Genomic DNA, 24166 nt, shown 5'->3' on the forward strand with positions numbered 1-24166 from the left:
TCGGATTCACAACTCAAGTTTAGCTGAATTTAAGGCCCTCCCCGCAATGCACATGCAAGTTTCTGATCAGAAAAGACAAAAAAGGGCTATAATTCATGACGAAACCCCGGCTCAAAGCATGATCATTACAGCGTAAATGAAGTGAAGAATTATCTAAAAAAGCGTTTATCAACCTCTATTTTTACCTACCTATGTATTCTGGGGCTTGTTTTTACTGGTTTAAGCGCCGAAGCCCGGGGTCAAACCTTCAGTCTTTTACATACCGCAGGAGTACGTGGTTTGGCCTCTAATTATCACTATGGCATCAATACTCCCTATTTGCTGATTCATGATTATGCCCGAGAACCACTCAACGCCGTACGTGAACTGCGCACCGCAGGCGCATCGATTTACTTTTACCATCAAGGGCTGTATATCTGGGGCGAAAAGATGGGGGTTCAAGATTTTCATCTGTTTCTGAAGCAACTCCAGCAGATGAAACCCTTGCAGAAAAAGCCCATTCAAGTCTTGGATACCCCTGACAGTATTGTTTTAGAAGCCGCAGACCAGCATGCTCTGGTGAAAAGCTTGGCCCTGCTTGCTCAAAGCCGTAAATACGACCAAACGGGTATTGAACGCAAAGAAGCAATCCTGGAAACTTACCCCGGCCCTTTTTACCTCTTGCGCTTACCAGAAGCCCCACTCCAGGCCAGTTCCTTGCCAGAAGAATGGGAAATGCTGCTCGGACTGCAGATGGATCTCAAAAAAACACCCCCCCTGCCAGCGCATCAACTGCTGCTGATTGGCAAGCCAGAAGGCGAAGGGGCCAGACGCAGCGCCCTCTTAAAAGAACTCAAAGGGGAGCATCAATTGCTAGTAGACAGCGGCAATCTGTTGGAAGGATTGAGTTCCATCCATACTGCCAGCCTTTCGCTGCAACGCAGCAACAGCCTTCATGTTATTTTACAAACGGGTTATTTTGCCTTGAATATCGGCGCTGAAGAGTTGCAGGGCGGGCTCGACAATCTCTTAAGAGAAAGCGATCAATTTCACCTGCCCTGGATCTCATCAAGCATCAGACAGGCCGGTAAAGCTGTTTTTCCAGCCTACCGTCTGGCCCGATCTGGGCAAAAAGTGTTGGCCTTGATCGGGATTGGCAATCCCGATGAACTGAGCCCCCTGCAAGAAGCAGGCTTACTCGGCAAGGGCCTTGAAATTCTCCAGCCTCAGGAAGCACTGAAAACAGCCCTTGAAGAAATCAAACTATCGCTTGGGCGTGAAGCCGATGCCGTGATTTTGCTGACCACCCTGGAAGGACGGGCACTTGAGGATCTGGTAGAAACAAGCCAAGGCATTGACGTGGTCTTGGGCGATACCGGGGCGCCTTTGCAAGCCAGCAGGGAAAGTATAGAAGCCCCACGGGATCGTGAAAGACTGCCGTTTAAAGCACGCAACAACCCCCATGCTTTAGGGCTTTTACAACTCGATCTCTTGCCCCAACGCGTCAAAATTGAAAATGAGGTTTTGCCGATCTCTTTTGATGCCGCGCCCGATCCTCAGGTTCTGGCAGAAATTATGCGGATTCGTCAAAAAGCCTATCTCAATGCTCTGGATATCCTGCTTCCTGACCTGGGACCTACCCTCTTGGAAACCCCCGCCCTGCGCCAGATTTTTTTACAAAGCACGAAAACACGCAATGCCCGCAAACGTTTGGAAGGACTCACGTCACTTTCTGATCAGGATTTTTTACGTCTTTACCCCCCCCGCATGACCGCCGAAATCTGGTCGATCCTGACCAGCAATCTCCTTTTGGAGAATTTCAACTGCGAAGTTGTTCTGCTGAAAAGCCCTGAAGATGCCGTTTATATGCCCGGAGCCTGGCCACGTCTCTTGGCCTATGAGCTGCTCAAACAAGACGATACGGTTGCGCTCTATGACCTCAGTGGCACCCAATTAGCTGCCCTGCTGAAATTGGCTGACGCATCCTGGATTAAGGGGGGGCTCAGCCATGACAACAGCAAAGTCTGGAACCGTCCCCTTCAGAAAAACGCCTATTATCGCACCCTGATCTCAAGCAGCTTGTCCAACCGCTCTGATTTCAGCCCCATTTTAAAGGGAAGCAAAAAGCGTGAGGAGCTTAAAAACCCTTTTTCAGAGACACCCAACAAACGCGAAATTTTGTATTTACGCAATATTCTCCTGGGTTTCCTTGAGAAAAAGCAAAGCAAAGGCAAGCTCTCGAAAGAAATTGAAGAACGACTCTTACCCCATTGGGAAAAAAAACAATCTCTGCTCAGTCTGAAAATCAGCGATCTGCAACTGACTTTCAGTGGCTACAATGCCTTAAACAACCAAACCTATAGCGCCGTACGTGAAACCCGTGTCACCTCCCCCAACAATCTGACCTATGGTGGACGCACCAAGCTTTCCCTGATATTTGACAATGAGCCACTTACCTTTACAAACTCAGTACAAGCCAAATTTGAAGGGCTCTCACTGCTCGATGAAAGCAGCAAACAGACCAAATTTACAGAGAGTCAGGATGATCTGGTTTTCTCAAGTGAAATGCAATTGCATCTGTTTGAATTCCCTATGTTTGGAAAAGAGATTCAATTGATTCCCTATCTTGAAGGAATATACGATACTGAATTTACGCCCACCGTCAAACCCGATACCCAAACCACCAACCCACGCCAGGCTGAACTCAGTGGCGTCGCGGGCCTGACGATTCCTGCAGGCCCTGTTTTAAAGGCCTTTAAAACAGGGCTTGCTTTACGCAGGGATTTCAATGTCCCCAACAATATTGAACTGGGCCTGAATTTCAAGTTGGATCATGATTATCCCTTGACCTCAGCCCTGCGTTGGAACAATACCCTGGATTTTAAATACTATTTACCGTCACCCAACGACAACAGTTCAAGCCTGGGTCTGATTACCCAATGGGTTTCAGCCATGAAAGTCTCCCTGACAGACAACCTCTCCCTGCGAATTTTTGCGGATGCTTATCTCTTTCAGGGCAAGCTTCCCAGCACGTCTCAATTGGGTGCAAGCGTAATCCTGGGCGTGGGACTGGCCTATGACAGGCTTTGGAAACCTGGTTATGAAAGCATTTTCTGATTCTCACACATCTGCTTCAGAAGCCGGGCTGGCCACCCTGCTAAAGGCGGAGAAGATCAAAGAAATCCTCGCTTGGACAGGGTTTTCGGATTTTATTACCTTTGAGCAAACTTTGCTGACACTTTTAAACAGCCACGGGCCCAGTGAGGTCAAAGCATTTCAGGCTGTGCATGGTCAGCGACAAAATGCATGGGTAATTGAATTTAAGTGTGGAGCTTTGGAAATGCTGCATCTTTATCCCCCTGAGATGAACCAAGCTCAGTTGATGGCCATTCTGCAAATTCAAAAAATAGTCCATGCCCAAAAATACCCCTGCCCCTTGCCGCTTTCTCCGCCCTTACAGCTCGGAAAAACCCTGATCAGCCTGGAGCAATTTCTGCATGGAGAGCGCTCTCTTTCCGCCCATCACGAACAGGATATTCGAATGATGGCTTTCAGTTTGGCACAATTGCATCAAGCGACTTGCAGCTTTCGCTTTTTACCCCACTTACCCGCAAATCAGCTCAGCTTTAATTCAAAAGAATTTTCAAAAAGCACGCTCAAGCCCTTTCCTCCTGATTGCGAATGGCTGCTCAGTCTGACCCACCCTTTACGCCGACGTCTGAAGCAAAAAGTTGGCAGAGAAGTTCTCAGTCCCAGTGAATGGTATCCAGAAGATTTCTGCTTTCAGCATGCAAAAATTTGTGGTGTTTTTGGTTGGAAAACACTTTCACGGGAATCGGAACTTTGGGTGGTTTCACAGAGCGTGACCCATTTCACACATGCAAAATACGCATCGCATAAAGCTCCCCCCAACCCTGTCGAGATCAAACGTTTTGTCGCAGCCTTTGAAGAAGCCCGTGGCGTTCCCTTTGACACAAAAGAACGACGTTACCTCGAAGCCTCTATCACCTGGTGCATGGCACGTACAGCCTTAAAAGAACAATTGGAAGATCCCAAGGCTCTGAACTGGAAAGGCAGCTACCGCGAAGCTTTAACCCAACAGAAAAGCCCCTATTTCCTCTCTCTGCTTTGAGACTCAGTCTGAATTTGCCTCAGCTTTCAACCAAAGCTGAGGCAAAGCTTCAAACAATTCATTGATGCACAAAATATCAAACTGAAGCAGGGCTGACTCAAGCGCTTTTCCTTTGCCTGTTAATTCTTCGCAGCCAAAACGTTCACCCAATTCCAGACAGGCCTGAGCCAAACCCTTCATGCGGTTGAGATTGCGATTTTTCTTGAGGTCTTGATACAAAGGCTCAAGCCTCCCCTGCACATACAAGCGCTGTTCTTCAGAAAAACGCTGCCCCGCAACCTTAAGCCGTGGCAGAGCTTCCTCTACAGCCAAAATCTCCTGTTCAGCGGCAGATTGTTCCTCAGTCACTGGAAAACACAGCGAAAAGGTACTTCCTTTCCCCAACTGGCTGCTCAGTTCTATGCGCCCCCCCATTAAACCAGCCAAACGCCTGCATATCGCCAGCCCCAACCCCGTACCCCCATATTTTCGCGTACTTTGACCATCCTGTTGGCGAAAGGGTTCAAAAATCAAGGATTGAGCATCAGGCCCGATCCCAATTCCAGTATCGGAGACAGAGATGCAAATTTCACGCGATTCTCCCTTCATTCTTGCCACAGATAATATGATACATCCTGATTCTGTAAATTTAATTGCATTTCCTATCAAATTAAGCAAAATTTGTCGCATTCTCAATTCATCTATTTTGATCAATGCCGGGACTTCAGGACTGAATTCCATGCGCCATTCCAATCCTTTTTTTTGTAAAGGCAAAGAAAACATGCGCCCCATTTCATAACAAAGTCCCTGAAGATCCGTCCACTGTAATTCCAATTGCATTTGACCGGATTCAATTTTGGAAAGATCCAGGAGATCATTTAAAAGGCCAAGAAGCGATTTTCCACCTGAACGAATGGCTTCCAGATAATGCCGGTGCTGTGGGTCCGTCAAATCCTCTTCGAGCAATTCAGCAAATCCCAAAACCGCATTGAGAGGGGTGCGAATCTCATGGGAAAGATTGGCTAAAAATTGGGTTTTCAATTGATTGGCGGCCTCTGCCGCTTCTTTCGCCAAACGCAGCTCTTTTTGCGCAGCAAGCGAAAGCTGAAGTTCTGCAGCCACCCACAGTTGATGGTGATAAATTTTCCAAAAACGCCCAAGCAGCACCAAAAACAAAGAAAAAACGAACATAAAACTGCCCCAGGGATACAGTTGAATTCCCCAAGGCAAAACCCGAATGGCGACCAACATATCATACAAAGCAGCCCCAATAAATACCAACATGCCCATGGCCACCAAATGCGCAGAAGTCTGTAAATGTTTCCAGGCATTCAAAACCAAAAATCCCAAAAACAGCAAAGAAATCAAACTCAGAATTTGAAAAGGAAAAACGGTCTGCATCAGGGGAAGCCCCAAGAGAACACTTCCTCCACTCAGCCCGACAAAGACCAGATGGACAATCGCCAAAAATTGCAGAGGACGGTTCAGGCTCTCAATCGCTGAAAGTCTTTGCAGAAAAAGATAGATCCAGATCGGCATCAGGTAAAGACTGAAAAGACTGAAAGTGGTAAGCAGCAGGGGCTGGTAAAACCACAACCCCGTCAGGTCAGACTCGCACAGAATATAGCAGCCCTGAAAGAGGCAAAACAATCCCAAACTGAGAGAGAGAGGGCGTTCCGGCAAAAACAAAGCCAGGCACAAGGCAACGGCAGCAGCCAAAAGATAAAAACCGCCCAGCATAAAAGTTCCCAGGTTTTCAAAAATCAAACGCCTGATCAACTGGCCTCGAGAACCAAATTGAACATCACCAATCATCCCGATAAAACGATGTTCAGAATGTATACGAATAAACAGGGTCTTGACCACATTGTCTGTGGGCAGGGAAATCATATGCCAGAGATAGCCATTAAAACGCGCAGGAGCATGTGCCAAATCTCCAAAATGGTAAATTTGCTGAGGCCCCAATTTCACTTCAAAATTTTGGTTGATACGTCGGACAAACAGGGTGGGATCTCGCAATTCATGCGCTGGCAAGGTGGTTCTTAACCACAAATCCTTGCCCACAAGTGCCGTTGAAAACTGCAGTTTCTTGGCAGGTTTCCAATCAGAAGCAGCTGGCACCGTCGCTGTCGTTGCATACTCCCATTGATGCGCGGGCAAAACAAAGAACTGACGTTCTTCAAAACGTTGAAAAAGAAACGTCAGGAGGCCCAAAAGAGTCACCGAAACCAACAGAACCAACAAATATATCCGAGGCAATGAAAAGCGCGGCATCGTTCCTCTCTTTAAGCCCTATTTTGAAAGTATACCAGTATCGTTCGTGATTCCATCCTGTCAGAATCCAATCCCCATAAAAGCAAGCCAAACGATGTTCTGCTGATGAATCCTTGCTCTAAAACACAAAACTATGTTCTATTGAAATTATAATTTACCTGCCCATGAAACCTGATCAAGGAGAAACTATGAAATACAATAATGTGCTTGAAACGATTGGAAAAACACCCGTGGTACGTTTAAACCGCCTGTTTGCTGAAAGTCAGGCCGAAGTCTGGCTCAAGCTTGAGCGCGCCAATCCCGGTGGAAGTATCAAAGACCGCATTGCCCTTGCCATGATTGAAGATGCCGAACGCCAGGGGCTTTTGGGGCCCGACGCCCTGATTATCGAGCCCACCTCAGGCAATACAGGCATTGGACTGGCCATGGTTGCCGCCGTCAAAGGCTATCGCCTATTGCTGGTCATGCCAGAATCCATGTCATTGGAGCGCCGACGGCTGATGGCAGCCTACGGCGCAAAACTGGAGCTGACCCCACGTGAAAAAGGAATGAAAGGCGCGATTGAGCGGGCCCGTGAAATTGCAGCCGATCATCCCAAAGCCTGGATTCCTTCACAATTTGAAAACCCTGCCAATGTCGAGATTCATCGTCAGACCACAGCCCAGGAAATTCTTGCCGATTTTCCTGAGGGCCTCGATATTCTGATTACAGGCGTTGGCACAGGGGGTCATCTCAGCGGAGTGGGCCAAATTCTCAAACAAACCTGGCCTGAACTCCAGGTTTATGCTGTAGAACCGGCTGCCTCTCCCGTGATCAGTGGCGGTTCTCCGGGCCCCCACCCCTTGCAGGGCATTGGCGCAGGCTTTATCCCTGCCAATCTGGATCGCTCGGTTTTAAATGGCGTCATTCAGGTTGAAAAAGAGGAAGCCTATGCTGCCGCCCGCAGAGCAGTGCGCGAAGAAGGGATTTTTCTGGGGGTCTCCTCTGGGGCTTCGCTTGCAGCCGTCGCCAAAAAGCTGCCAGAATTAAAGACAGACGCGCGTATTCTGACTTTCTGCTACGATACCGGCGAACGCTATCTTTCTGTCGAAGATCTGTTCTAGGCCCTTTTCGGCTTGGGGGTGAATTCCTTTACCAAGGTATTCAGCGTTTCGGTATAGGAATACCCCTGGTCAATCGGCTGTTTGAGGAAATCAAGGATATCCTCATAACGTGCAATCGCCGCGTCAATTCGGGGACTGCTGCCCTGACTGTAGGCCCCAATGCTGATCAGATCCTCTGCCTCCCGCCAGGTAGACAATAATTCACGCAAATAGGCTGCCGCTTGTTTCTGTTCGGGGGTCGCCAATTCCAAAGCCAGGCGGCTGATACTCTGTAAAACATCAATCGCTGGGTATTGATTGCGGCTGGCAATCTCACGCGAAAGCACCACATGGCCATCCAAAATCCCGCGAACGGTATCGGCAATGGGCTCGTTGGGGTCATCCCCTTCTACCAGAACAGAATAAAGCGCCGTAATCGTACCCCGGTCAGAAGTGCCTGAACGCTCCAGTAGACGGGGTAAAAGACCATAAACAGAAGGCGGATAGCCTCGGGTGGCTGGGGGTTCCCCAATCGCCAGCCCAATCTCACGACGGGCCATGGCAAAGCGGGTAATCGAGTCCATCATCAAGACCACATCCTGGCCCTGATCGCGAAAATATTCAGCAATTGCAGTCGCGGCAAAGGCCCCTTTGATACGCAAAAGGGCGGGTTGATCAGAAGTCACAACCACCACCACAGAGCGCTTGAGACCCGCTTCCCCCAAATCGTTTTCGATAAAATCACGTACCTCACGGCCTCTTTCGCCAATCAGACCGATCACATTTACATCAGCTGTGGTATAGCGGGCGACCATGCCCAAAAGCGTACTTTTGCCCACCCCAGACCCCGAAAAAATCCCCAGACGTTGGCCTTTACCACAGGTCAAGAGGCCATCAATCGCTTTGATTCCCAAAGACAAGGGTTCAGTAATCCGCTGACGGGTCATGGGATTGGGGGGATTGGCATCCAAAAGATAGCGGTGATGGGTCATGGGAGGGGGCCCTCCATCGAGCGGATTTCCCAAAGGGTCAATCACCCGCCCCAACAGTTCAGGCCCCACAGGAACCATCTGGGGAATGCCTGTGGCAATCACTTCACTGCCCGCACGTATGCCCTGCACCTCATCCAAGGGCATCAGCAAAACCGTATTGCCCCGAAAACCCACCACTTCCGCCCGAATCTGCTGATCTCCAGACTGAACCCGACACAATTCGCCCAAATGCACGGCGGGCCCTTCGGCCTCCATGACCGGCCCAATCACCTGTGAAACCCATCCCTTGTGCAAGATCGGTTCTACCTGTTCCAGCAGGTGACGATAGGGTTCAAGATTCAGCTTTTGCGTCATCAGGGAGATTTCAGACTGGACACAAGCACCTCCAGAGCTGAAGCGTCTGCAGCATGGGGAGAAGCTTTTAAATAGCGCTGCAAAGCCAAACGGGCAAAATCCAGCTTGCGTTGCTGTAACCATGCCAAACCAAAATACTTATCCAGTTCTGGTAAATTGGGCTTGAGTTTACGCGCCTGATCAAGCCAAAGCAGAGCCTGAGCAGGCTGATGCTCCTGTAAGGCCAACTGAGCACCCAAAACCAGCGCGGACAGATCTTTGCCAGTGTGTTGAAGATAAGCTTTCAGACCTGTTAAAGCCTGAGCAGCATGCCCTGTCTGACTTTGCCATTCAGCGACTTCAGGTTGCGCCAGAAGCGGCACCTTCGGACTCTGGTTAAAAGCCTGAGAAAATCTCTCTTGGGCAAGGTCTTTCTGCCCTTCCTGCCACTCCAATTTGCCAACAAGATACAAATCCTGAGCAGAAGCAGAATGGGTCTCGATCAGCGGCAATAAAAAAGCTTTGACAGCTGAACGGTTCCCTGCCTTGATCTGCCATTCTACCCATTGCAAGCGGCTTTCCTGATCCTCAGGGTGTAGGCGCAACCAGTCATCCAAAAATTGCAGGGCCTCGCTTTTCGCACCTCGGGCAATCAAAAGCTGAAGCAATAAAGCGCGGGCCGGTGCATAGTCAGGTTGGAGATAAAGGACCTGGCCCAAATCGGTTTCAGCTTCGCTCAATCGTTTTGCACTGATGCGCAGACGGGCCCGTTCAAACAGAGCAGCCGGATATTCGGGTTCTTGGTTCAAAACAGCGTCAAAAGCCATTTGCGCAGCAGGGTATTCTTTCTCTGCCAACAAGAGACGGGCCAGACGAAAACGGGCAGGCACACAGTCAGGCCAGGTCTTGAGCAAGGCCTGAAATGCCTTGAGTGCAGCCTGATTTTTTCCCCGTTCTTCAAGGCTGACCGCTTGACGATAGGCGGCAAGGGCAGCCGCAGGTGCAAAGGGTGATGCAGAAGCCTGCGGCAATTGTTCAAAGCGGGCTTTCAAAGTGGAATCGTCTTTTAAGAGCAAAGCCTTTTTCCAAGCCTCCCGAGCGGCATCCAAGTGGGCACTTTGCAATTCAAGCTCCCCCAGATTGCGCCAAAGCACGCGCGCCAGCGGACGCCGTCTGAGGGTTTCCAGATAGAGTTGCCGGGCAGCTTCAGGTTCCTGCAGAGCCTGATAAGCCAAACCAAGATGGTTGACCGCCTCCACCCAATCCGGTTGAAGCTCAAGTGCTTTTTGAAGATGGCTGCGCGCCAGCAAAGGCTCGGCATTGAGCAGCGCCAGTGTACCCACCCGGTAATGCAGGTCGGAACTATCAGGTTGTGCATTCAAAAGCTCAAGGTGCAAGGTCAAGGCACGGGCATAGTCCTGATGCTGATAAGCCTCACTGGCGGCTTCTTCCAGGGTCAGGGAGAAAACAGGCTGAGACAGGCTCAGACTCAGACAGAAAAGGGCTAAGATAGTTTTTCGCATAGGGTATTTTCCTTGCTCCTATCTTACCATGCACACCCAAAATTCCTGAGTATTCTGAAACGCAAGAATACCGTCAAAGCAATCTTCTCGCTCATGGTGGGCCACCTTAGACAAAGCGCTGCAGCAACGGCCTCAGTTTGTCTGCACTTCATAGAGTGGGCTGAGGCTGGTATTGCCCTGATAATCCTGGGCCTGAAAGAAATAGGCTTTGCTGGCGTTGATTTGAGCAAAATCCCAAACCGGCGTCTGGCCAAAGCGGAGCTGGCTGCCCTTTTTCCAGACCAACACCTGGGCCTGGGTATCATAGACCTGATAAAAAAACTGCAGGCTGTCACCCGCCGCGATATTGAGCTGAGTCCGAGACAAAATAACACGGCCGTCCTGACTGACGGAATAGGGAATGGCCCATTGACTCACCACCCGGTTATTCGCATCCATCTCCAAATAAAACACGACTTTTTCATCGTTCAGCAAAGCCTCTGAAGAATAAATGCGGTGACCCTGAGTGGTCAAAGCTTCAAAATAAGCTGGCGGAAAAAGACTTAAACCTGTCTGACAATTGCCATCGCAGAGCAACAACCATTCGCCATTCCAAACAGGTGCAAAATACTGACTGTTCTGCTCAAGCGGATGCAAAACCTCACTGCCAATCAGAAAGAGATAACGGCTGTCCGCTTTGAGGGCAAAGACCTGTTCCGCTTCACGAATGCCCAGATTGTCCTGAATTTTAAGACAATGCCCCTGACGCCCCTGATACGAACAGAGTTTTGCTGCGTTTTGCTGCAGGCTGAAATTTTCAGTTGAAATCACGGGTTTTTCCTGATCATGGCTGCCTGTGCTGACAAAGGTTCCGGCAAAATTCAGCCAGGGCTCAGAGACGGCCTGCTCCAGACCATACTGGGGTTTCATATTTTTGTTCAGCGAATAAATCGAAACGCCATTGGCATTGGGTTTGGAATCATCGTGGCGGGCATAGACCACCAGAGACTGAAGCCGGCTCAGGGCCTGTTCTGCAGCAACAGAAGCCTCAGGCTGCTTCTGTTTCAGGTTTTGCAACCAGTCTTTGAGATCAATCGAATAGGAGATATCGCTTTGAGGTTCTTTGCCAAAATGCTGGCTGTTTTCAACCGCCTGTAAAAGCGGTTCGAACTTCTGAAAGTTGATCTGAGCCGTTAAACCCGTCAAGGCAGCAATCAGGGGGCTGACCTGTTCTAAATCCAAAAGGGAAAGCGTTTTGTATTTGTTTTTAGAGCGGTTATGCTGGGGAGTATCCAGATAGGAGTCCACCAGTTTTTTACCCAAGGCAGCCATATCCAGATGCGCGTTTTGAGCAAATAGAGTGAGCACATCGGTATAGTACCAGCCATGCCCAGGCTCCAATTCTTCAGAAGCCAGCATATAACGGGCATAGGGATAAATAACACGGGCCACTTCAAGACTGGCCATCAGACAGGCATCAAAAGCCATCAGGTCAAAATGCACCCCAGAAGCAGAGAAAGCCGATTTCATCTCGGTCAGGGTAATGAAATCATCGCTGCTGGGCGCTGTACTGTCTTGGCCCACGCCCAGATAAGAGAGCCCGTGATCCCAAAAAATCAGGGCTTTGCGTTCAGCCTGGCTGAGCGAAGGTTTGAGAAATTTCAGAAAGGCAGCCAGGCTCTCGCTGCTGGACATATTGTTATTCTCAATCTGCTGCTGGTAACAGTGATCATTGCCAAAATACTGATCCTGGCTGTCTTGCACCAAGCAGGCCATATCGGCGTATTTGGTGCCTTTCCAACCCGCTTTGCGCGCTCCCCCAAAAGCAACATGAATATCCAGCGCCTCTTTTTGAACCGAAGAAAGGGTCTGGTAAGCAGCAACCATCTCCTTGAGATCGTCCGTACCTGCGCCCTTCAGGCTGGGGCCCTCCATTTCCTGTTCATCGGGAATACCATTGCGCGGTTTGGCGTCATCTTCCAGATTGCCGCCCACCATATAAACCGCGATCAATGTCTTGGGCAAAGGAGCAGAAACAGACTCCGAAAGCGCGTTGACAGACTCCGCCGCATGGCAGGAAGTCAGAAACAGCACCCCAATTAAAAACCTAAAAATGACTGGACAATACTTCATTCTTTGTATTATAACAAGGGTTAATCTTGGGATCAGGAATAATTTGAATGAAGCTGAATCAATTGCGAAGTCTCTCACTGACATGCTCGCTTACCTTGAGCATGATCGGTTGTTCACCCGGTACGCCCCCCTCAGCCAGCAGTCAAAGCCCAGCCCCCACAGCTTCAAGTCAGGCCAGCCAAGCAGAAGAAAACAACTTCAAACGAACAGCCGTCGCCATTACTGCCACCCATCAGGCCAGCGCGAACGGCGTGGACAGCCTCTCAGAATACCGTTTGCCCAAAGGGGTCAACCTGGATCAGGTCAAAATCGTCAAAGCCAATCTCGATGGCCGGGAGATCGACGCCTCAGAAATAACGCTGGGGAGCGACGCAGATAAAAACCTCAATTTCTTTATCAGCCAAACTGTTTTTGATCAAACATTTACAGGCAGCAGTGTCACAGAATCCCCCAGTATTCACAGCTCAGAAACCTTTAAGCAAAAGAAACAGGAATTGCGCACAGAATTACTTGAAAAATACCAAGATCAAGTCAAAGAAAATATTGAAGAACAAATTCCCACCCCTGAATTTTTGGCGGTACAGGTAAGGGGCGAAAGCCTCAGCCGCCAAAAGGTCGCAGAATTGAAAAAAGACAGCGCCAAACTGACCAAAGAAGGGGTTTTTCTCGATCGCAGTTTTTATGTGATTCTCGAGGTTGAGAATCAGCAGTTTAAGGTCGCTCAAACCACCAGCCAACAATGGGTCACCAAACTGGGCATTTCGGGAGAACAGGTCAAAAAACTGGCTACCGCCATCCGTGAAAAAAGCAGTGCCGATGAAGTGTTGCGCCTGCCCGCCATTGCCGAAAAAGTGGCAGCTCAGGACAAGCAGTTTTTCAGTACCGTTGCCAATCTGGATGAAGCCAATCAGGTGATTGAAATCGAAGAAATCGAAGAGGATCTCGAAACCGAACTGGGAGCTGAACTGGCTCCCAAAGGCGTGCCTTTTTACGAGTTCGAATTGCCCCTGGATTTACGCGATCTGCACCGGCTGGAGCAAGCCAAACCAGCTTTGGCCAAACCGGCCCTGGCAGATGCCCAAGACGACAGCCAAGAAGATTTACAGACCCGTTTAAAACGTGCAGCTCAACAAGCCCAACTGCTTGAGCAGGATTTTCAACGCATTGGCCGCAAACCGATTCCCGATCAGCGCCTGTTTGACCCCCGACGCCGTCCCCCGGATCGCTTTGCGCAACAGCCTCTGGGCCTGCCGCCGGATCACTTCCAGATTCTGCCCCAGCATCTGCCCCCACCCCGACCGGGAGAAGGCCCCCCAGCAGGAGCCCTCACCAGCAGCAGTTCTCCGCCGCCTGGCGCACCCCTGCCAGGAAATAGCTCCATGCCCCCCCCTGAAGGAACTGTGCTCCCCCGCCCTGACAGTACACCACCGCCCACCCCGGGTTCAAGTTTACCTCCGCCACCGGATAGCTCCCTACCGCCGCCGGGAAGCGGCCCCCTGCCTCCACCTCCAGGGAATAGCCCGCTGCCTCCACCTCCCTGAGGCTGCCTCAAAAACGCTGTAGCAGACAAGATCGCCATGCTATACTGGGGCAAATTTTTCTGAGGAGTCACGCATGTTTCGCCCCTTTTACAGCACCCTGAGCCAGGGCTCCCTGGCCCCCTGGCTGGAAAGCCTGCCGGCCCGTCTGGCACGCTGGGAACGCGAAGAGGTGAGCCAACGCGATCGCAACTGGCTGCAACTGATTCCCTCTCTGCCGCATATTCAACCCTCCGAGATTGATCTGCAAAATACCGTGCGCATTGGGCAGGCCAGCGATCTGGCCCCCGGCCAGGAGCAACAGCTCTATCAACTCTTGCAAAGACTCAAACCCTGGCGCAAAGGCCCGTTTGAACTCTTTGACCTGAAAATTGAAACCGAATGGCGCTCCGATTGGAAATGGGAGCGCCTGCTGCCCCATATTGCTCCCCTGAAGGGCAAAAATGTACTGGATATTGGCTGTGGCAATGGCTACCATCTCTGGCGTATACGGGGAGCAGGCGCAGAAACCGTGATCGGGATAGACCCGTCTCCTCTTTTTCTGGCCCAATTCCAGGTTTTTCAACATTTTCACCCCGATCCTCAGGTTCATCTGCTGCCCCTCGGTGTGGATGATTTGCCCGCAAAGCCCCTCTTTGACACGGTTTTTTCGATGGGGGTGCTCTACCATCGCCGTTCCCCGATTGATTTTCTCAATCAGCTCAAGGCCCAATTGCGCCCCGGCGGGCAACTGGTACTTGAAACCCTGGTGATTGAGGGCGATGCTCAAACCGTGCTCGTGCCTGAGGAACGCTATGCAAAAATGCGCAATGTCTGGTTTATTCCCTCAACCGAAATGCTCTTGCTCTGGCTGCGCCGGACAGGCTTCAAAAATCCCCGCCTGGTCAATCTCAACCGCACAAGCCTGCAAGAGCAGCAGCGCACAGACTGGATGGATTGGGAGTCTCTTGAGGATTTTCTCAACCCCACAGATTCCAACCGAACTGTCGAAGGCTATCCTGCTCCTTTACGCGCCACCCTTGTGGCAGAAGTCTGAAGCTTGGAATTCATCTGCTAAAAAGTGTAAGATTTTAGCATCTGCTGCGTCTTAAGAATACACAGAACAAGTTTCTGAAATTCTAAACCCAAGGAGATTGACCCATGTCAGAGGATTGCTGTAAGGATTGCCAATGTGGAGCCCCTGCTCTTGATGGCGGGTGCTGCTGTGGCAGCGAATGCAAATGTGGATCCACTTGCACCTGCCCACCGGAATGCAATTGCCCAGGTGCTTAGACCATGAAAACGGGAGAGTCTGAACTGAAAGAGGCTTTGGTAGCCCTCAGCCCGGAGATGTTGAGCTGGGTACTTCAGCGCACAGGCTCTCCCGATTTGGCTGAAGAAGTCGTTCAGGAAGCCCTGATCAAAGGCCTTGAGAAATTATCCCGACTTGAAAATCCCCGGCATTTAAAAGCTTGGTTTCGCACCATTGTACGCAATACCCTGATCGATGAACTGCGCTACCAACAACGCCAAGAGCCGCTGGAAAACCTGGCAGCTCCCGAAACACCTGAATTACCTGATGAGGAAGAAGGCTGCGCCTGTATCCTGGAGATCATGAAACAGGTGCGCCCAGGTTATGCCCAGTTGCTTCAGGCCGTAGATATTGACGAAAAACCGGTTCAGACCGTCGCTCGCGAACAGGGGTTGAGCCCCAACAATGCATCGGTACGTTTACACCGGGCCCGCCAGGCCTTGCGCCGTCAATTGGCCCAAACCTGTGGAACCGATTCCCTGCAAGCCTGCCTCAATTGCAGTTGCCCGGCCTAAAATTCTGGCCCCCCACAGTCTAGCGGAAGACTTTCTCTAAGCAAAAAGCCCTGCTTCTGGCAGGGCTTTTGAATAGAAACAAATGTTTAGAACTGGGGCAAGGTCTGCTGTTTTTCAGAGGTTTGCTGGAAAAAAGGCAAAATTTCCATATAGGCATCTTCAAATTCACTGAAGGTGATCACGCCATCACTGTTCAGATCGCCGCCTTTGAGTTTGGGCCAGGGGCTGAAAAAGAGCTTGAGTTTGGCATTTTCATTCTGGGTAATCAGGCGGTTGCCATCCAGATCATGCTTGCTGAAGAGTTCATCCAGTTTGGGACGAATCACACCCATCCAGAACTGAATCGTGTCTTCGCGCAGAAACTCTTCGAGGTAGATCTTGCCATCTCCATTGCTATCGTAATCTTTGAAACCCGTGATCACACCGGGCAAAGCCATCTGTTCATCACTGACTTCGTCGGGCGTTAAAAACCCGCTTATATTCGTATCCCATTTCTGAAAACGCACTTTGCGCAGCTCAACCACTCCCTTGCGCAGGCCCTCATCGGAGCGAACCGTGGATTGACGGCTGAGTTGGCTGACAGGAGCAGTCATTCGGGGCTGAGTAACCAGGGGCAGGGTCTGGGAAGCGCAGCTTGTAAAGAGGGCTGAAGTGGCGACAGCTGCCAGAAGGAAACGTTTCATGGGGGTAGCTCCTAAACTTAATCTGATGTTAATATAATTTTAACTTTTACAAGCCAAAAGATCAAGCCTCAGACTTAAAATAGGGCACAAAGAATTATATCCTCTGTATTTCAACCCCAATCAACCTATTCCCTGCTCTGGTACGAAATCAAGCGGTAGAGCACTGGCCGATCTTTAACAGGGCTGGACTTTTCCGGTGCCTGTCTCCCCTAGGATTCCGCTTAATTAGAAAAATAGGCGAGACAGCCTTCCAGACTTGCCAGTTTGGGGGTGTCACGGGGAGGCACTTCACGCCCCAAAGCCTTGCCCAGGGCCGTGACAAAATTGAGAAAATCCATCGAGTCGAAATCAAACTGATCGCGAAAATTCTCATCGGCCTCGATTTCATCCAGGTCCACATTGGGAGCCACGCTCACCAGGGTTTTCAAAATAAGCTCTTTCAATTCTGCTTGCGTCATAAGAGTTTCTCCGGTTTATGCAATAGTTTTTCGATCCGCGCCAAAAACATCGCCCCCCGGTGGCCATCGCTGACACGGTGATCACCCGCCAGACTGACCTGAATCACCCTTCGCGGCAGAATCTGCCCCTCGATGACCCAAGGGCGCTCCAAAACAGTTCCAAAGCCCACCATTGCCACCTGGGGTGGGTAAATCACAGGGAAAACGCTCTCCACTCCCTGCTCTCCCAGATTGGTCACGGTAATTGTCCCGCCGCGCATTTCAGAAGCCCGCAATTGCCCCCCACGGGAGCGATTGACCAAATCACGGAATTCAGCCATCAGGGTTTTGAGGTTTTTTTGATCGGTTTGCTTGAGTGCGGGGGCCACCAGGCCTCCGGTGCGCAATGAAATCGCCAGACCGATATCGATCTGCTCAAGAGGCACAAACGCCCCCTCCTGCCAAAACCCATTCATTTCTGGGAATTTTTTCAGGGCCAAAGCAACGGCTTTGACCAAAAGCACGGCATAGACCAGGCGTTCTTCCATCGGCAGGGTCTCGTTCAGCGCTTCCAGCCAGCTCAGAGCAGGTTCAAAATCAAAGCTGTGCGCCAAATAATAATGCGGAATTTCACGTTTGGAGCGACTCATGGCCGCCGCAATCGCGGCCCGCATGGGGTTCTGAACAGGTTTTTCAAGCGCATGTTGAGAAACCACTCGCTCAACATCTTCTGCCGTAGTCAAGCCATGGGGGCCCGACCCTTGTACCTTTTGCAAATCAACGCCCAACTCCAGGGCCTTTTGCCGGGCCGAAGGGCTGGCATGGGGAGCAAGCGGCGAGACCCCAGGCGGAGTTTGCGCGGCTTTTTCAATATCCCGCAGACAGAGTGCCCCTTGTGGGCCCGTGCCTGTGAGCTGGGCCAGAACAGCCTCACTCAAGCCCAATTCGCGTGCCCGTTGCCGGGCCAGGGGGCTGATCCGCAGCCGCTCAGCACTTGCTGAATGCTGGGCCAAAGCAGCGGCAGGAACTTCCAGTTCAGCAGCTCGGATTGAGACTGTGTCAGACACAGCAGAAGCAGGCGCTTCAGGGAGTGTCGGAGCAGACTCTGCTACCGCTTCAGAGCGCAGAACAGGTGCATCAGAGGCACTCAAGCGAGCCAGTACGGTTCCGACAGGTACTTCGGTCCCCGGCACAATCTCCAAGCTCTGAATCTGCCCGTCTTCAAAAATTTCAATCTCAATTGCTCCCTTCTGGGTTTCGACCACAGCCACAATTTGACCGCGTTCCACCCGATCTCCGGGCTTGACCAGCCATTCCATCAAGACCCCGGCCTCCATATCGGCGCCCAAAGAGGGCATCAAAAAATCAGACATTTTGGCCCAAGACCTCCCGGGCGGCGGTCAAAATCCGCCCAACCTGCGGCAAGGCAGCATCTTCAAGATGCTTGGGATAGGGGATGGGAACCTCAACCGAGCAGACCCGAGCAGGGGGAGCATCCAAATCATAAAAGGCCTTTTCACTGATGCGGGCGATCACTTCAGCGGCAATCCCGACACTGTACCAGCCCTCATCGACCACCAGCGCACGGTGGGTTTTGCGCACAGAGGCCAGAATCGTAGTTTGATCCAAAGGGCGCAGACTGCGCAGATCCACCACCTCCGCAGAGATGCCCTCCTGGGCCAGTTGTTCGGCAGCTTCGAGACACTTAAACAGACTGCCTCCGTAAGTAAAAATCGAGAGGTCATGACCTTCACGCCGCACCTTGGCACGGTCAATATCCACAGGCCCAGCGTCTTCAGCAATTTCACCTGTATTGTTATAAAAGCCGGCATATTCAAAAATAATCACAGGGTCAGGGTCTTGCAGGGCTGTCCAAAGCATGCCGCGCGCATCTTCCAGCGTGGCTGGAAAAATCGCCTTTAAACCGGGGATATGGGCGTAGAGATTTTCAAGGCTGTGCGAATGTTGGGCCGCCAATTGTCGGCCCGCCCCTGTGGCCATGCGAATCACAATTGGCACCGAAAACTGCCCCCCCGACATATGTCGGATCGTGGCCGCATTGTTGAGGATCTGATCGAGGGCCAGCAAACTGAAATTAACCGTCATGACCTCGACAATCGGGCGCATGCCGCCCAGGGCAGCGCCAATTCCGGCCCCCACAAAGCCCGATTCACTCAAAGGGGTATCGCGGATCCGTTCCGGGCCAAACTCCTCTAAAAGCCCTTTGCTGACAGCATAACAACCGCCATAATGGGCCACATCTTCCCCCATCAGAAAGACACGGGAATCTTGTTGAAGCGCTTCACGAATTGCGGTTTTGATCGCTTCACGGTAGGTGGTTTGAATCATCGCACTCATAGGGGGCCTCCGACTGGGGTATAAACATCACGGGCCAGGTCTTCGAGGGGTTCCCAAGACCCTGCTTCAGCAAAATCAACGGCGGCCTGAAGCTCGGTTTCTATCTGCTGCTCAATGGCTGCCAAAGTCTCATCACTGAGCCAGCCCTGCTCACGCAGCCACTGGCTGAAGCTTTCAATTGGGTCCTGTTTTTTCCAATTTTCAACCTCTGCCTTCTCACGGTAAAGCCCGGCATCAAACATCGAATGGGGGCGAAAACGGTAGGTACGCAACTCCAGAAAATAGGGGGCCCCCGTTTCACGAATCGCCGCCACGGCACGGTGTGCCGCTTCTGACACGGCTTTGACATCCATGCCATCAACCACTTCAGCGGGAATCCGGTAACTTTCGGCCTTGCGGTGAATATCTGTTTCAGATTCGGTATATTTCAGGGCCGTGCCCATGGCATAGAGATTGTTTTCACAGCAGAAGAGCACAGGCAGCTTCCAAAGGGCTGCCAGATTCAGGGATTCATGAAACTCCCCTTCAGCGACCGCCCCTTCACCAAAGAAACAGGCTGTTACATTTTTCCGCCCTTGCATCTGATCAGCCAGACCCAGGCCCACGGCCAGCGGCAAGCCCCCACCAACAATCGCGTTGCCGCCATAAAAACGGGTCGCAGCATCGTAAACATGCATCGAACCTCCCCGCCCCCGACTGCAGCCTTCTTGTTTGCCATACATTTCGGCCATCAATGGTGGCATCTCAATGCCCCTTGCCAGAGCCTGCCCGTGTTCACGGTAGGTAGCAACCACAGCATCTTCAGCGGCCAAAGCGCTCATCACACCCACAGCCACAGCTTCTTCCCCAATATAGAGGTGCAGAAAACCGCGAATTTTCGTGGCACTGTAGAGTTCCGCACATTTTTCTTCAAAACGGCGGATTCGTTTCATCTGGCGCAGAAATTCAAGCGCCTGTGTGCGTTCAGGATGTGTCATTTTTCATCACTCTCCAGGGTTGAGATATCGCCCTCAGGCAAGCCCAATTCACGGGCCTTGAGCAACCGTCGCATGATCTTGCCACTGCGGGTTTTGGGCAGATTGAGACGGAATTCGATTTCGCGGGGGGCCACAGCTGCCCCCAGGCGTTTGCGGGCAAAGCCCATCAATTCCATTTGCAGCGCTTCAGAAGCTTCAAAACCAGGTTTGAGTGCGACAAAGGCTTTGACAATCTCCATCGCGACAGGATCGGGTTTGCCAATCACACCCACTTCGGCCACCGCTGGGTGCTCCATCAAAGCAGATTCCACCTCAAAAGGCCCGATTAAATGCCCTGCCGATTTGATCACATCGTCGGCCCGGCCCACAAACCAGAAATAGCCATCGGCGTCGCGCTTGGCCAAATCTCCACTGAGATACCAGCCATCGCTGAAACACTTCTGGTATCGGGCTTCTTCGTTCAGATAGCCCCGAAACATCGAGGGCCAACCGGGACGCAGTGCCAATTCCCCTTCGGTATCAGGGGTTTGAATTTCTTCAACCTGCCCATTTTCGAGATGGCGCACAATGCCAGCCTCAATGCCTGGTAAAGGACGCCCCATAGAGCCGGGCTTGACATCAGCGCTGACATAATTGGCAACCATGATCGCACCGGTTTCAGTCTGCCACCAATTGTCATGAAACGGCATGCCAAAAGCCTCTTGCCCCCAAACCACACCTTCGGGATTGAGCGGCTCACCGACACTGCCCATAAAACGCAGCGCCGGGAACTGGTATTGGCGGGTCAGCTCTGCCCCCAGCTTCATCAACATACGCACAGCGGTAGGTGCGGTATACCAGACACTGACTTTTTGTTCCTGCAGAATAGAATACCAGCGCTCCGCATTGAATTCGGCTTCATCGACAATCAAGGTCACACCATTGCTGAGCGGTGAAAGCATGCCATAGGAAATACCCGTCACCCAGCCTGGATCTGCCGTACACCAGAAAATATCCTCAGGGTGCAAATCAAGGGCCAGTTTGCCAGTCGCATAATGGGCAAGAATGGCCTCATGCACATGAATCGCCCCCTTGGGTTTGCCCGTGGTGCCGCTGGTAAAATGCAGCAGCGCCATATCTTCGGGCTCGGTGGGACACAGTGTAAATTCAGGGCTGGCTTCAGCCATCAGTTCAGTAAAATTCAGCGTACCTTCAGGGGTTTTATCTCCCACCACAATCACGTGTTCAAGGGTGGTCAGTTCCGCCCGGATCGGAGCCACTTTGCGTTTATAGAGCATCGGGGTGGTCACCAAAACCTTGGCACTGCCAATCTGCATACGGGCTTTAATTGGCTCAGGGCCAAAGGCTGAAAAAAGCGGGCAAAAAACACTGCCATTTTTGAGAGTACCCAGAACAGCCTGATAGAGTTCAGGAATTCGGCCGGTCAGCCCAAAAACCCGTTCTCCTTTGCTGACCCCCAGTTTTTCTAAAACATGGGCAAAGCGGTTGCTCAGTGCTTTGAGATCCGCATAGCTGAAGTCCTGAATAGGCCCGGCCTCTGAAAGCCAACGCAGCGCTGTTTTATTGGCATGCGGGCCCTTGGCATGGCGATCGACCGCATTGTGGGCAATATTCCAACCCCCACTGGGAGTGGCTTCAAGTTCGGCACGCAGGGCCTCCCAAGAAAACTGTGAACGCAGCGCTTGATAGTCTTCAAGATTCGGTTTACAAGGTAAGCTTTCTGAGTTTTTATGAATCATTTGCCAAGACATAGTCAGACTCCCTTAGACAGAGCTTTACGTCTATAGTTTATATTTCAACGCGCTAAACCCAAAATTATCTGAAATAAGGAATTAATTGATATAAATCAATGACAGACAATCCCCTCGCCATATTCGCAGGGAGGAACTCCGCCAAAATCCGCTAAGAGACAGGCAAAACCACAAGAGCATCTAAAACAGCGCCCCAAGATCCGCCACTGCTGTTGCGGCTTTGAATCCTCAGCGGGGTAACCTCAGCAGTGGTCCAATCTGCCGGGATCTTGACACTGCGCGTAACCCAACCCATTTTGACCCGATCTTTGCCCGTGCTGTCGACACTCAATTTGCCCAAGGAGCGATTATTCCAATAAATCTCAAGCAGCTTCAACTTGGGCAGTCCATCAGGATTGGCACTCAAACAAAAGCTCAGCTGATAGGCCTGCCCTGCTTGAGTCGCCAGGGATTGCGAGAGACTGCCATAGGACTTCCCATCCAAATCAAGCGATTGCGCACCGGAGCCTGCACTCCAGAGCGTCCCCACCAGTTCGACCGTTCCAGAATCTACCTTCCAACTGTCAAAATTATCCACCACAATCTGATACCCCACCTTGGTGACGACAGGGGTTTCAAAATCTCCATTGCGCACTTTGTTGCCACTGGCGGGAGGCGTCAAACAACCGGGTGTTTCACTGAAAACAATCGGCTCAGCGCTGGGTGAGGGTGTTGGCTGCGGGGTTGCCTGGGGCGTCGCCTGGGGCATTGCTGTTAGCACCGGGCTGGCAGAGGGAGAAGCCGAGGAGCCGGCACTTGCAGAAACCAGCGGCGAGGAGCTGACCGGCAGCGCAGAGGGCGCCAGCGAGGTCTGAGCGGGTGTCGGAGAAGTCTGGGGGGGGGACAGAGAGGGGCTGCTCTGGCAAGCAGCCAAGAGCATCAAGGCGAAAACAGGGCTCTGGCGCATGGCATCTTCTCCTGAGAACAGATCTTGAAAGCATTATAGCAATCCTGCCCCTGAATCCTGTATCATGAAGTATCTCACACAATATTTCGGTAATTCTGCATGACAGTTCAAACCCCCTCCTTCGAACCCCTTCAAAGCACCCTGCGCGATATTCACAACACCCCCCCTGATCAAGCCCGTATTCAAGCTTTTGCCCGCGAATTGGATCAGCTCAAGGCTGAAATCAGCGCCCAAATCGGAGAGGACGATCTGCGCTATGTCGAGGGGGTGCATCTGGTTTCACGCTATTGCGAAATTGCCGGCCGCCTGCTGATCCATTTCAGCCGGGATCCTGTCAGTTGGAGTTTGGGTGTGCTGTCGCTCTGGGTACATTTGCAGCTCGACAATCTCGAAATTCACCATCCTGCTCAGCATGGCGCCTGGGATCGCCTACCCGAAGCCAGCGATTTTCACTCTGACAACTATGTTCACAATTCGCCTGTTGATGAAGAATCCTGGCGTTATCGCCACAATATTCTTCACCATTCCTATACCGGCCAGGTCGATCGTGATCCTGACGTCACCTTTGGCTTTTTCAGATTGGGTGAAGAAATCGACAAGCGCTGGTACCACACGGTTCAACCCGCCATGCTGGTGCTCAACAGCCTGGTGACCGATCAGAGCATCGCGATCCTGAGCACAGGCCTTGGCGATTTTATCGCACCTTTCGCGATTCCGGGCTACCATGCCGAAGACAATGCCCGCATGTACAAACAGATGGATTTTAAACAATTCCAGGATTCGCTCTTCCGCTATCTGCGCAAAGCCATTCCCCATACCGCTTATAATTACGGACTTTTTGGCCTGTTGGCTGGCCCCCAGGGTTTTGCCAAGGTCACGCTGGGCACGCTAACCGCCATGCTGCTACGCAATTTGTTTACCGGCCTGAGCTTTTATACCGGCCACATGGTAGAAGGGGTCAAACACTACCAGACCCCCCCTCACAACAAGGCGGAATGGTATGTGCAACAGATCGAAGGTTCTGGCAATGTACGGGCTTCTGAGCCCATTTCGATGCTGATGGGGCACCTCAATTACCAAATTGAGCATCATCTCTTTCCCAAACTGCCCCCCAACCGTCTGGCACAAATTGCGCCCAAGGTCGAGGCCCTGTGTGAAAAATACGGAATCAACTATGTCTCAGGCAGCTTCCCGGAACAGGTTTTCAGCGTCTTTCGGCGTTTGGCAAAGTTCTCCCGCTAAGTTCAGTCAGGCGCTATACTGA

General features: G+C 51.5%; 18 protein-coding genes. 7 read left to right on the forward strand and 11 right to left on the reverse strand.

All coding sequences use genetic code 11. From position 1 onward, the window contains the following. The first annotated feature begins 141 nt into the window (after nt 1-141). Both COW20_06905 and COW20_06910 read left to right on the forward strand, forming a co-directional pair. A complete protein-coding gene (locus COW20_06905) occupies nt 142-3096 on the forward strand; it encodes a hypothetical protein (protein ID PIW48847.1) in 2955 nt (984 codons plus the stop codon). After that, nucleotides 3056-4111: a hypothetical protein gene (locus COW20_06910; protein PIW48848.1), complete on the forward strand. Its 1056-nt coding sequence runs from the start codon at nt 3056-3058 to the stop codon at nt 4109-4111. Before COW20_06905 ends, COW20_06910 begins: the two co-directional genes overlap by 41 nt. A gap of 3 nt (nt 4112-4114) precedes the next feature. On the opposite strand, the gene COW20_06915 is transcribed toward COW20_06910, so the two are convergent. After that, complete coding sequence (locus COW20_06915; protein PIW48849.1) at nt 4115-6364, reverse strand: hypothetical protein; 2250 nt, start codon at nt 6362-6364, stop codon at nt 4115-4117. Nucleotides 6365-6552: 188 nt separating this feature from the next. Here COW20_06915 and cysK point away from each other — a divergent pair, with 188 nt between their 5' ends. Next, entirely contained in the window at nt 6553-7467 is a 915-nt protein-coding gene (gene cysK / locus COW20_06920; GenBank protein ID PIW48850.1) for a cysteine synthase A, read from the forward strand. Here cysK and COW20_06925 read toward each other — a convergent pair. From COW20_06925 to COW20_06935, 3 genes are all read right to left on the reverse strand, one after another. Continuing rightward, nucleotides 7464-8795, reverse strand: a complete 1332-nt coding sequence (locus COW20_06925) for an EscN/YscN/HrcN family type III secretion system ATPase (protein ID PIW49092.1) — start codon at nt 8793-8795, stop codon at nt 7464-7466. The two genes, cysK and COW20_06925, sit on opposite strands and share 4 nt — an antisense overlap. Continuing rightward, nucleotides 8792-10294 (reverse strand): hypothetical protein, encoded by a 1503-nt coding sequence (locus tag COW20_06930; GenBank protein PIW48851.1) that lies wholly within the window; start codon nt 10292-10294, stop codon nt 8792-8794. The genes COW20_06925 and COW20_06930 overlap by 4 nt, the downstream gene beginning before the upstream one ends. A 132-nt stretch (nt 10295-10426) precedes the next feature. Continuing rightward, nucleotides 10427-12490: a hypothetical protein gene (locus COW20_06935; protein PIW48852.1), complete on the reverse strand. Its 2064-nt coding sequence runs from the start codon at nt 12488-12490 to the stop codon at nt 10427-10429. On the opposite strand from COW20_06935, the gene COW20_06940 reads away from it, so the two are divergent. The 3 genes from COW20_06940 to COW20_06950 all read left to right on the forward strand — a co-directional run bounded on the left by COW20_06940 (nt 12454) and on the right by COW20_06950 (nt 15750). After that, on the forward strand, nt 12454-13947 hold the full coding sequence (locus tag COW20_06940) for a hypothetical protein (GenBank protein PIW48853.1): 1494 nt from the start codon (nt 12454-12456) through the stop codon (nt 13945-13947). The two genes, COW20_06935 and COW20_06940, sit on opposite strands and share 37 nt — an antisense overlap. A 73-nt stretch (nt 13948-14020) precedes the next feature. Continuing rightward, the gene (cmoB, locus tag COW20_06945) at nt 14021-14980 is read left to right on the forward strand and encodes a tRNA 5-methoxyuridine(34)/uridine 5-oxyacetic acid(34) synthase CmoB (protein PIW48854.1); all 960 of its coding nucleotides are present in this window, start codon (nt 14021-14023) and stop codon (nt 14978-14980) included. A gap of 239 nt (nt 14981-15219) precedes the next feature. Further along, nucleotides 15220-15750 carry an RNA polymerase subunit sigma-70 gene (locus COW20_06950; GenBank protein ID PIW48855.1) on the forward strand — a complete coding sequence of 177 codons (531 nt, stop codon included), beginning with the start codon at nt 15220-15222 and terminating at the stop codon, nt 15748-15750. A gap of 86 nt (nt 15751-15836) precedes the next feature. Here the strand turns inward: COW20_06950 and COW20_06955 are convergent, their stop codons facing one another. From COW20_06955 to COW20_06985, 7 genes are all read right to left on the reverse strand, one after another. Next, entirely contained in the window at nt 15837-16433 is a 597-nt protein-coding gene (locus tag COW20_06955) for a hypothetical protein (GenBank protein ID PIW48856.1), read from the reverse strand. A 221-nt stretch (nt 16434-16654) separates the two neighbouring features. Continuing rightward, complete coding sequence (locus COW20_06960) at nt 16655-16891, reverse strand: hypothetical protein (protein ID PIW48857.1); 237 nt, start codon at nt 16889-16891, stop codon at nt 16655-16657. Further along, the gene (locus tag COW20_06965; protein PIW49093.1) at nt 16888-18228 is read right to left on the reverse strand and encodes a hypothetical protein; all 1341 of its coding nucleotides are present in this window, start codon (nt 18226-18228) and stop codon (nt 16888-16890) included. Before COW20_06965 ends, COW20_06960 begins: the two co-directional genes overlap by 4 nt. A gap of 7 nt (nt 18229-18235) precedes the next feature. Then, nucleotides 18236-19228, reverse strand: a complete 993-nt coding sequence (locus COW20_06970) for an alpha-ketoacid dehydrogenase subunit beta (protein ID PIW48858.1) — start codon at nt 19226-19228, stop codon at nt 18236-18238. After that, nucleotides 19225-20205, reverse strand: a complete 981-nt coding sequence (pdhA, locus tag COW20_06975; protein ID PIW48859.1) for a pyruvate dehydrogenase (acetyl-transferring) E1 component subunit alpha — start codon at nt 20203-20205, stop codon at nt 19225-19227. Before pdhA ends, COW20_06970 begins: the two co-directional genes overlap by 4 nt. Then, nucleotides 20202-21956, reverse strand: a complete 1755-nt coding sequence (locus COW20_06980) for an acetate--CoA ligase (protein ID PIW48860.1) — start codon at nt 21954-21956, stop codon at nt 20202-20204. The genes pdhA and COW20_06980 overlap by 4 nt, the downstream gene beginning before the upstream one ends. Before the next feature lie 151 nt (nt 21957-22107). Next, complete coding sequence (locus COW20_06985) at nt 22108-22902, reverse strand: hypothetical protein (protein PIW48861.1); 795 nt, start codon at nt 22900-22902, stop codon at nt 22108-22110. Nucleotides 22903-23001: 99 nt separating this feature from the next. Here COW20_06985 and COW20_06990 point away from each other — a divergent pair, with 99 nt between their 5' ends. Continuing rightward, entirely contained in the window at nt 23002-24144 is a 1143-nt protein-coding gene (locus COW20_06990) for a hypothetical protein (protein PIW48862.1), read from the forward strand. Nucleotides 24145-24166: the final 22 nt, after the last annotated feature.

The sequence above is a fragment of the bacterium (Candidatus Blackallbacteria) CG13_big_fil_rev_8_21_14_2_50_49_14 genome, from assembly GCA_002783405.1.
In the GTDB taxonomy this organism is placed as follows: domain Bacteria; phylum Cyanobacteriota; class Sericytochromatia; order UBA7694; family UBA7694.

Excerpts from the sequence above, each read along its gene's own strand:
- COW20_06985 (PIW48861.1), bottom strand. The coding sequence starts at position 22,902 with ATGCGCCAGAGCCCTGTTTTCGCCTTGATGCTCTTGGCTGCTTGCCAG.
- cmoB (PIW48854.1), top strand. The coding sequence starts at position 14,021 with ATGTTTCGCCCCTTTTACAGCACCCTGAGCCAGGGCTCCCTGGCCCCC.
- COW20_06960 (PIW48857.1), bottom strand. The coding sequence starts at position 16,891 with ATGACGCAAGCAGAATTGAAAGAGCTTATTTTGAAAACCCTGGTGAGC.
- COW20_06910 (PIW48848.1), top strand. The coding sequence starts at position 3,056 with ATGACAGGCTTTGGAAACCTGGTTATGAAAGCATTTTCTGATTCTCAC.
- COW20_06990 (PIW48862.1), top strand. The coding sequence starts at position 23,002 with ATGACAGTTCAAACCCCCTCCTTCGAACCCCTTCAAAGCACCCTGCGC.
- COW20_06970 (PIW48858.1), bottom strand. The coding sequence starts at position 19,228 with ATGAGTGCGATGATTCAAACCACCTACCGTGAAGCGATCAAAACCGCA.
- cysK (PIW48850.1), top strand. The coding sequence starts at position 6,553 with ATGAAATACAATAATGTGCTTGAAACGATTGGAAAAACACCCGTGGTA.
- pdhA (PIW48859.1), bottom strand. The coding sequence starts at position 20,205 with ATGACACATCCTGAACGCACACAGGCGCTTGAATTTCTGCGCCAGATG.
- COW20_06915 (PIW48849.1), bottom strand. The coding sequence starts at position 6,364 with ATGCCGCGCTTTTCATTGCCTCGGATATATTTGTTGGTTCTGTTGGTT.
- COW20_06930 (PIW48851.1), bottom strand. The coding sequence starts at position 10,294 with ATGCGAAAAACTATCTTAGCCCTTTTCTGTCTGAGTCTGAGCCTGTCT.
- COW20_06935 (PIW48852.1), bottom strand. The coding sequence starts at position 12,490 with ATGTCAGTGAGAGACTTCGCAATTGATTCAGCTTCATTCAAATTATTC.
- COW20_06950 (PIW48855.1), top strand. The coding sequence starts at position 15,220 with ATGAAAACGGGAGAGTCTGAACTGAAAGAGGCTTTGGTAGCCCTCAGC.
- COW20_06965 (PIW49093.1), bottom strand. The coding sequence starts at position 18,228 with ATGCCCTCTTTGGGCGCCGATATGGAGGCCGGGGTCTTGATGGAATGG.
- COW20_06940 (PIW48853.1), top strand. The coding sequence starts at position 12,454 with ATGAAGCTGAATCAATTGCGAAGTCTCTCACTGACATGCTCGCTTACC.
- COW20_06955 (PIW48856.1), bottom strand. The coding sequence starts at position 16,433 with ATGAAACGTTTCCTTCTGGCAGCTGTCGCCACTTCAGCCCTCTTTACA.
- COW20_06980 (PIW48860.1), bottom strand. The coding sequence starts at position 21,956 with ATGTCTTGGCAAATGATTCATAAAAACTCAGAAAGCTTACCTTGTAAA.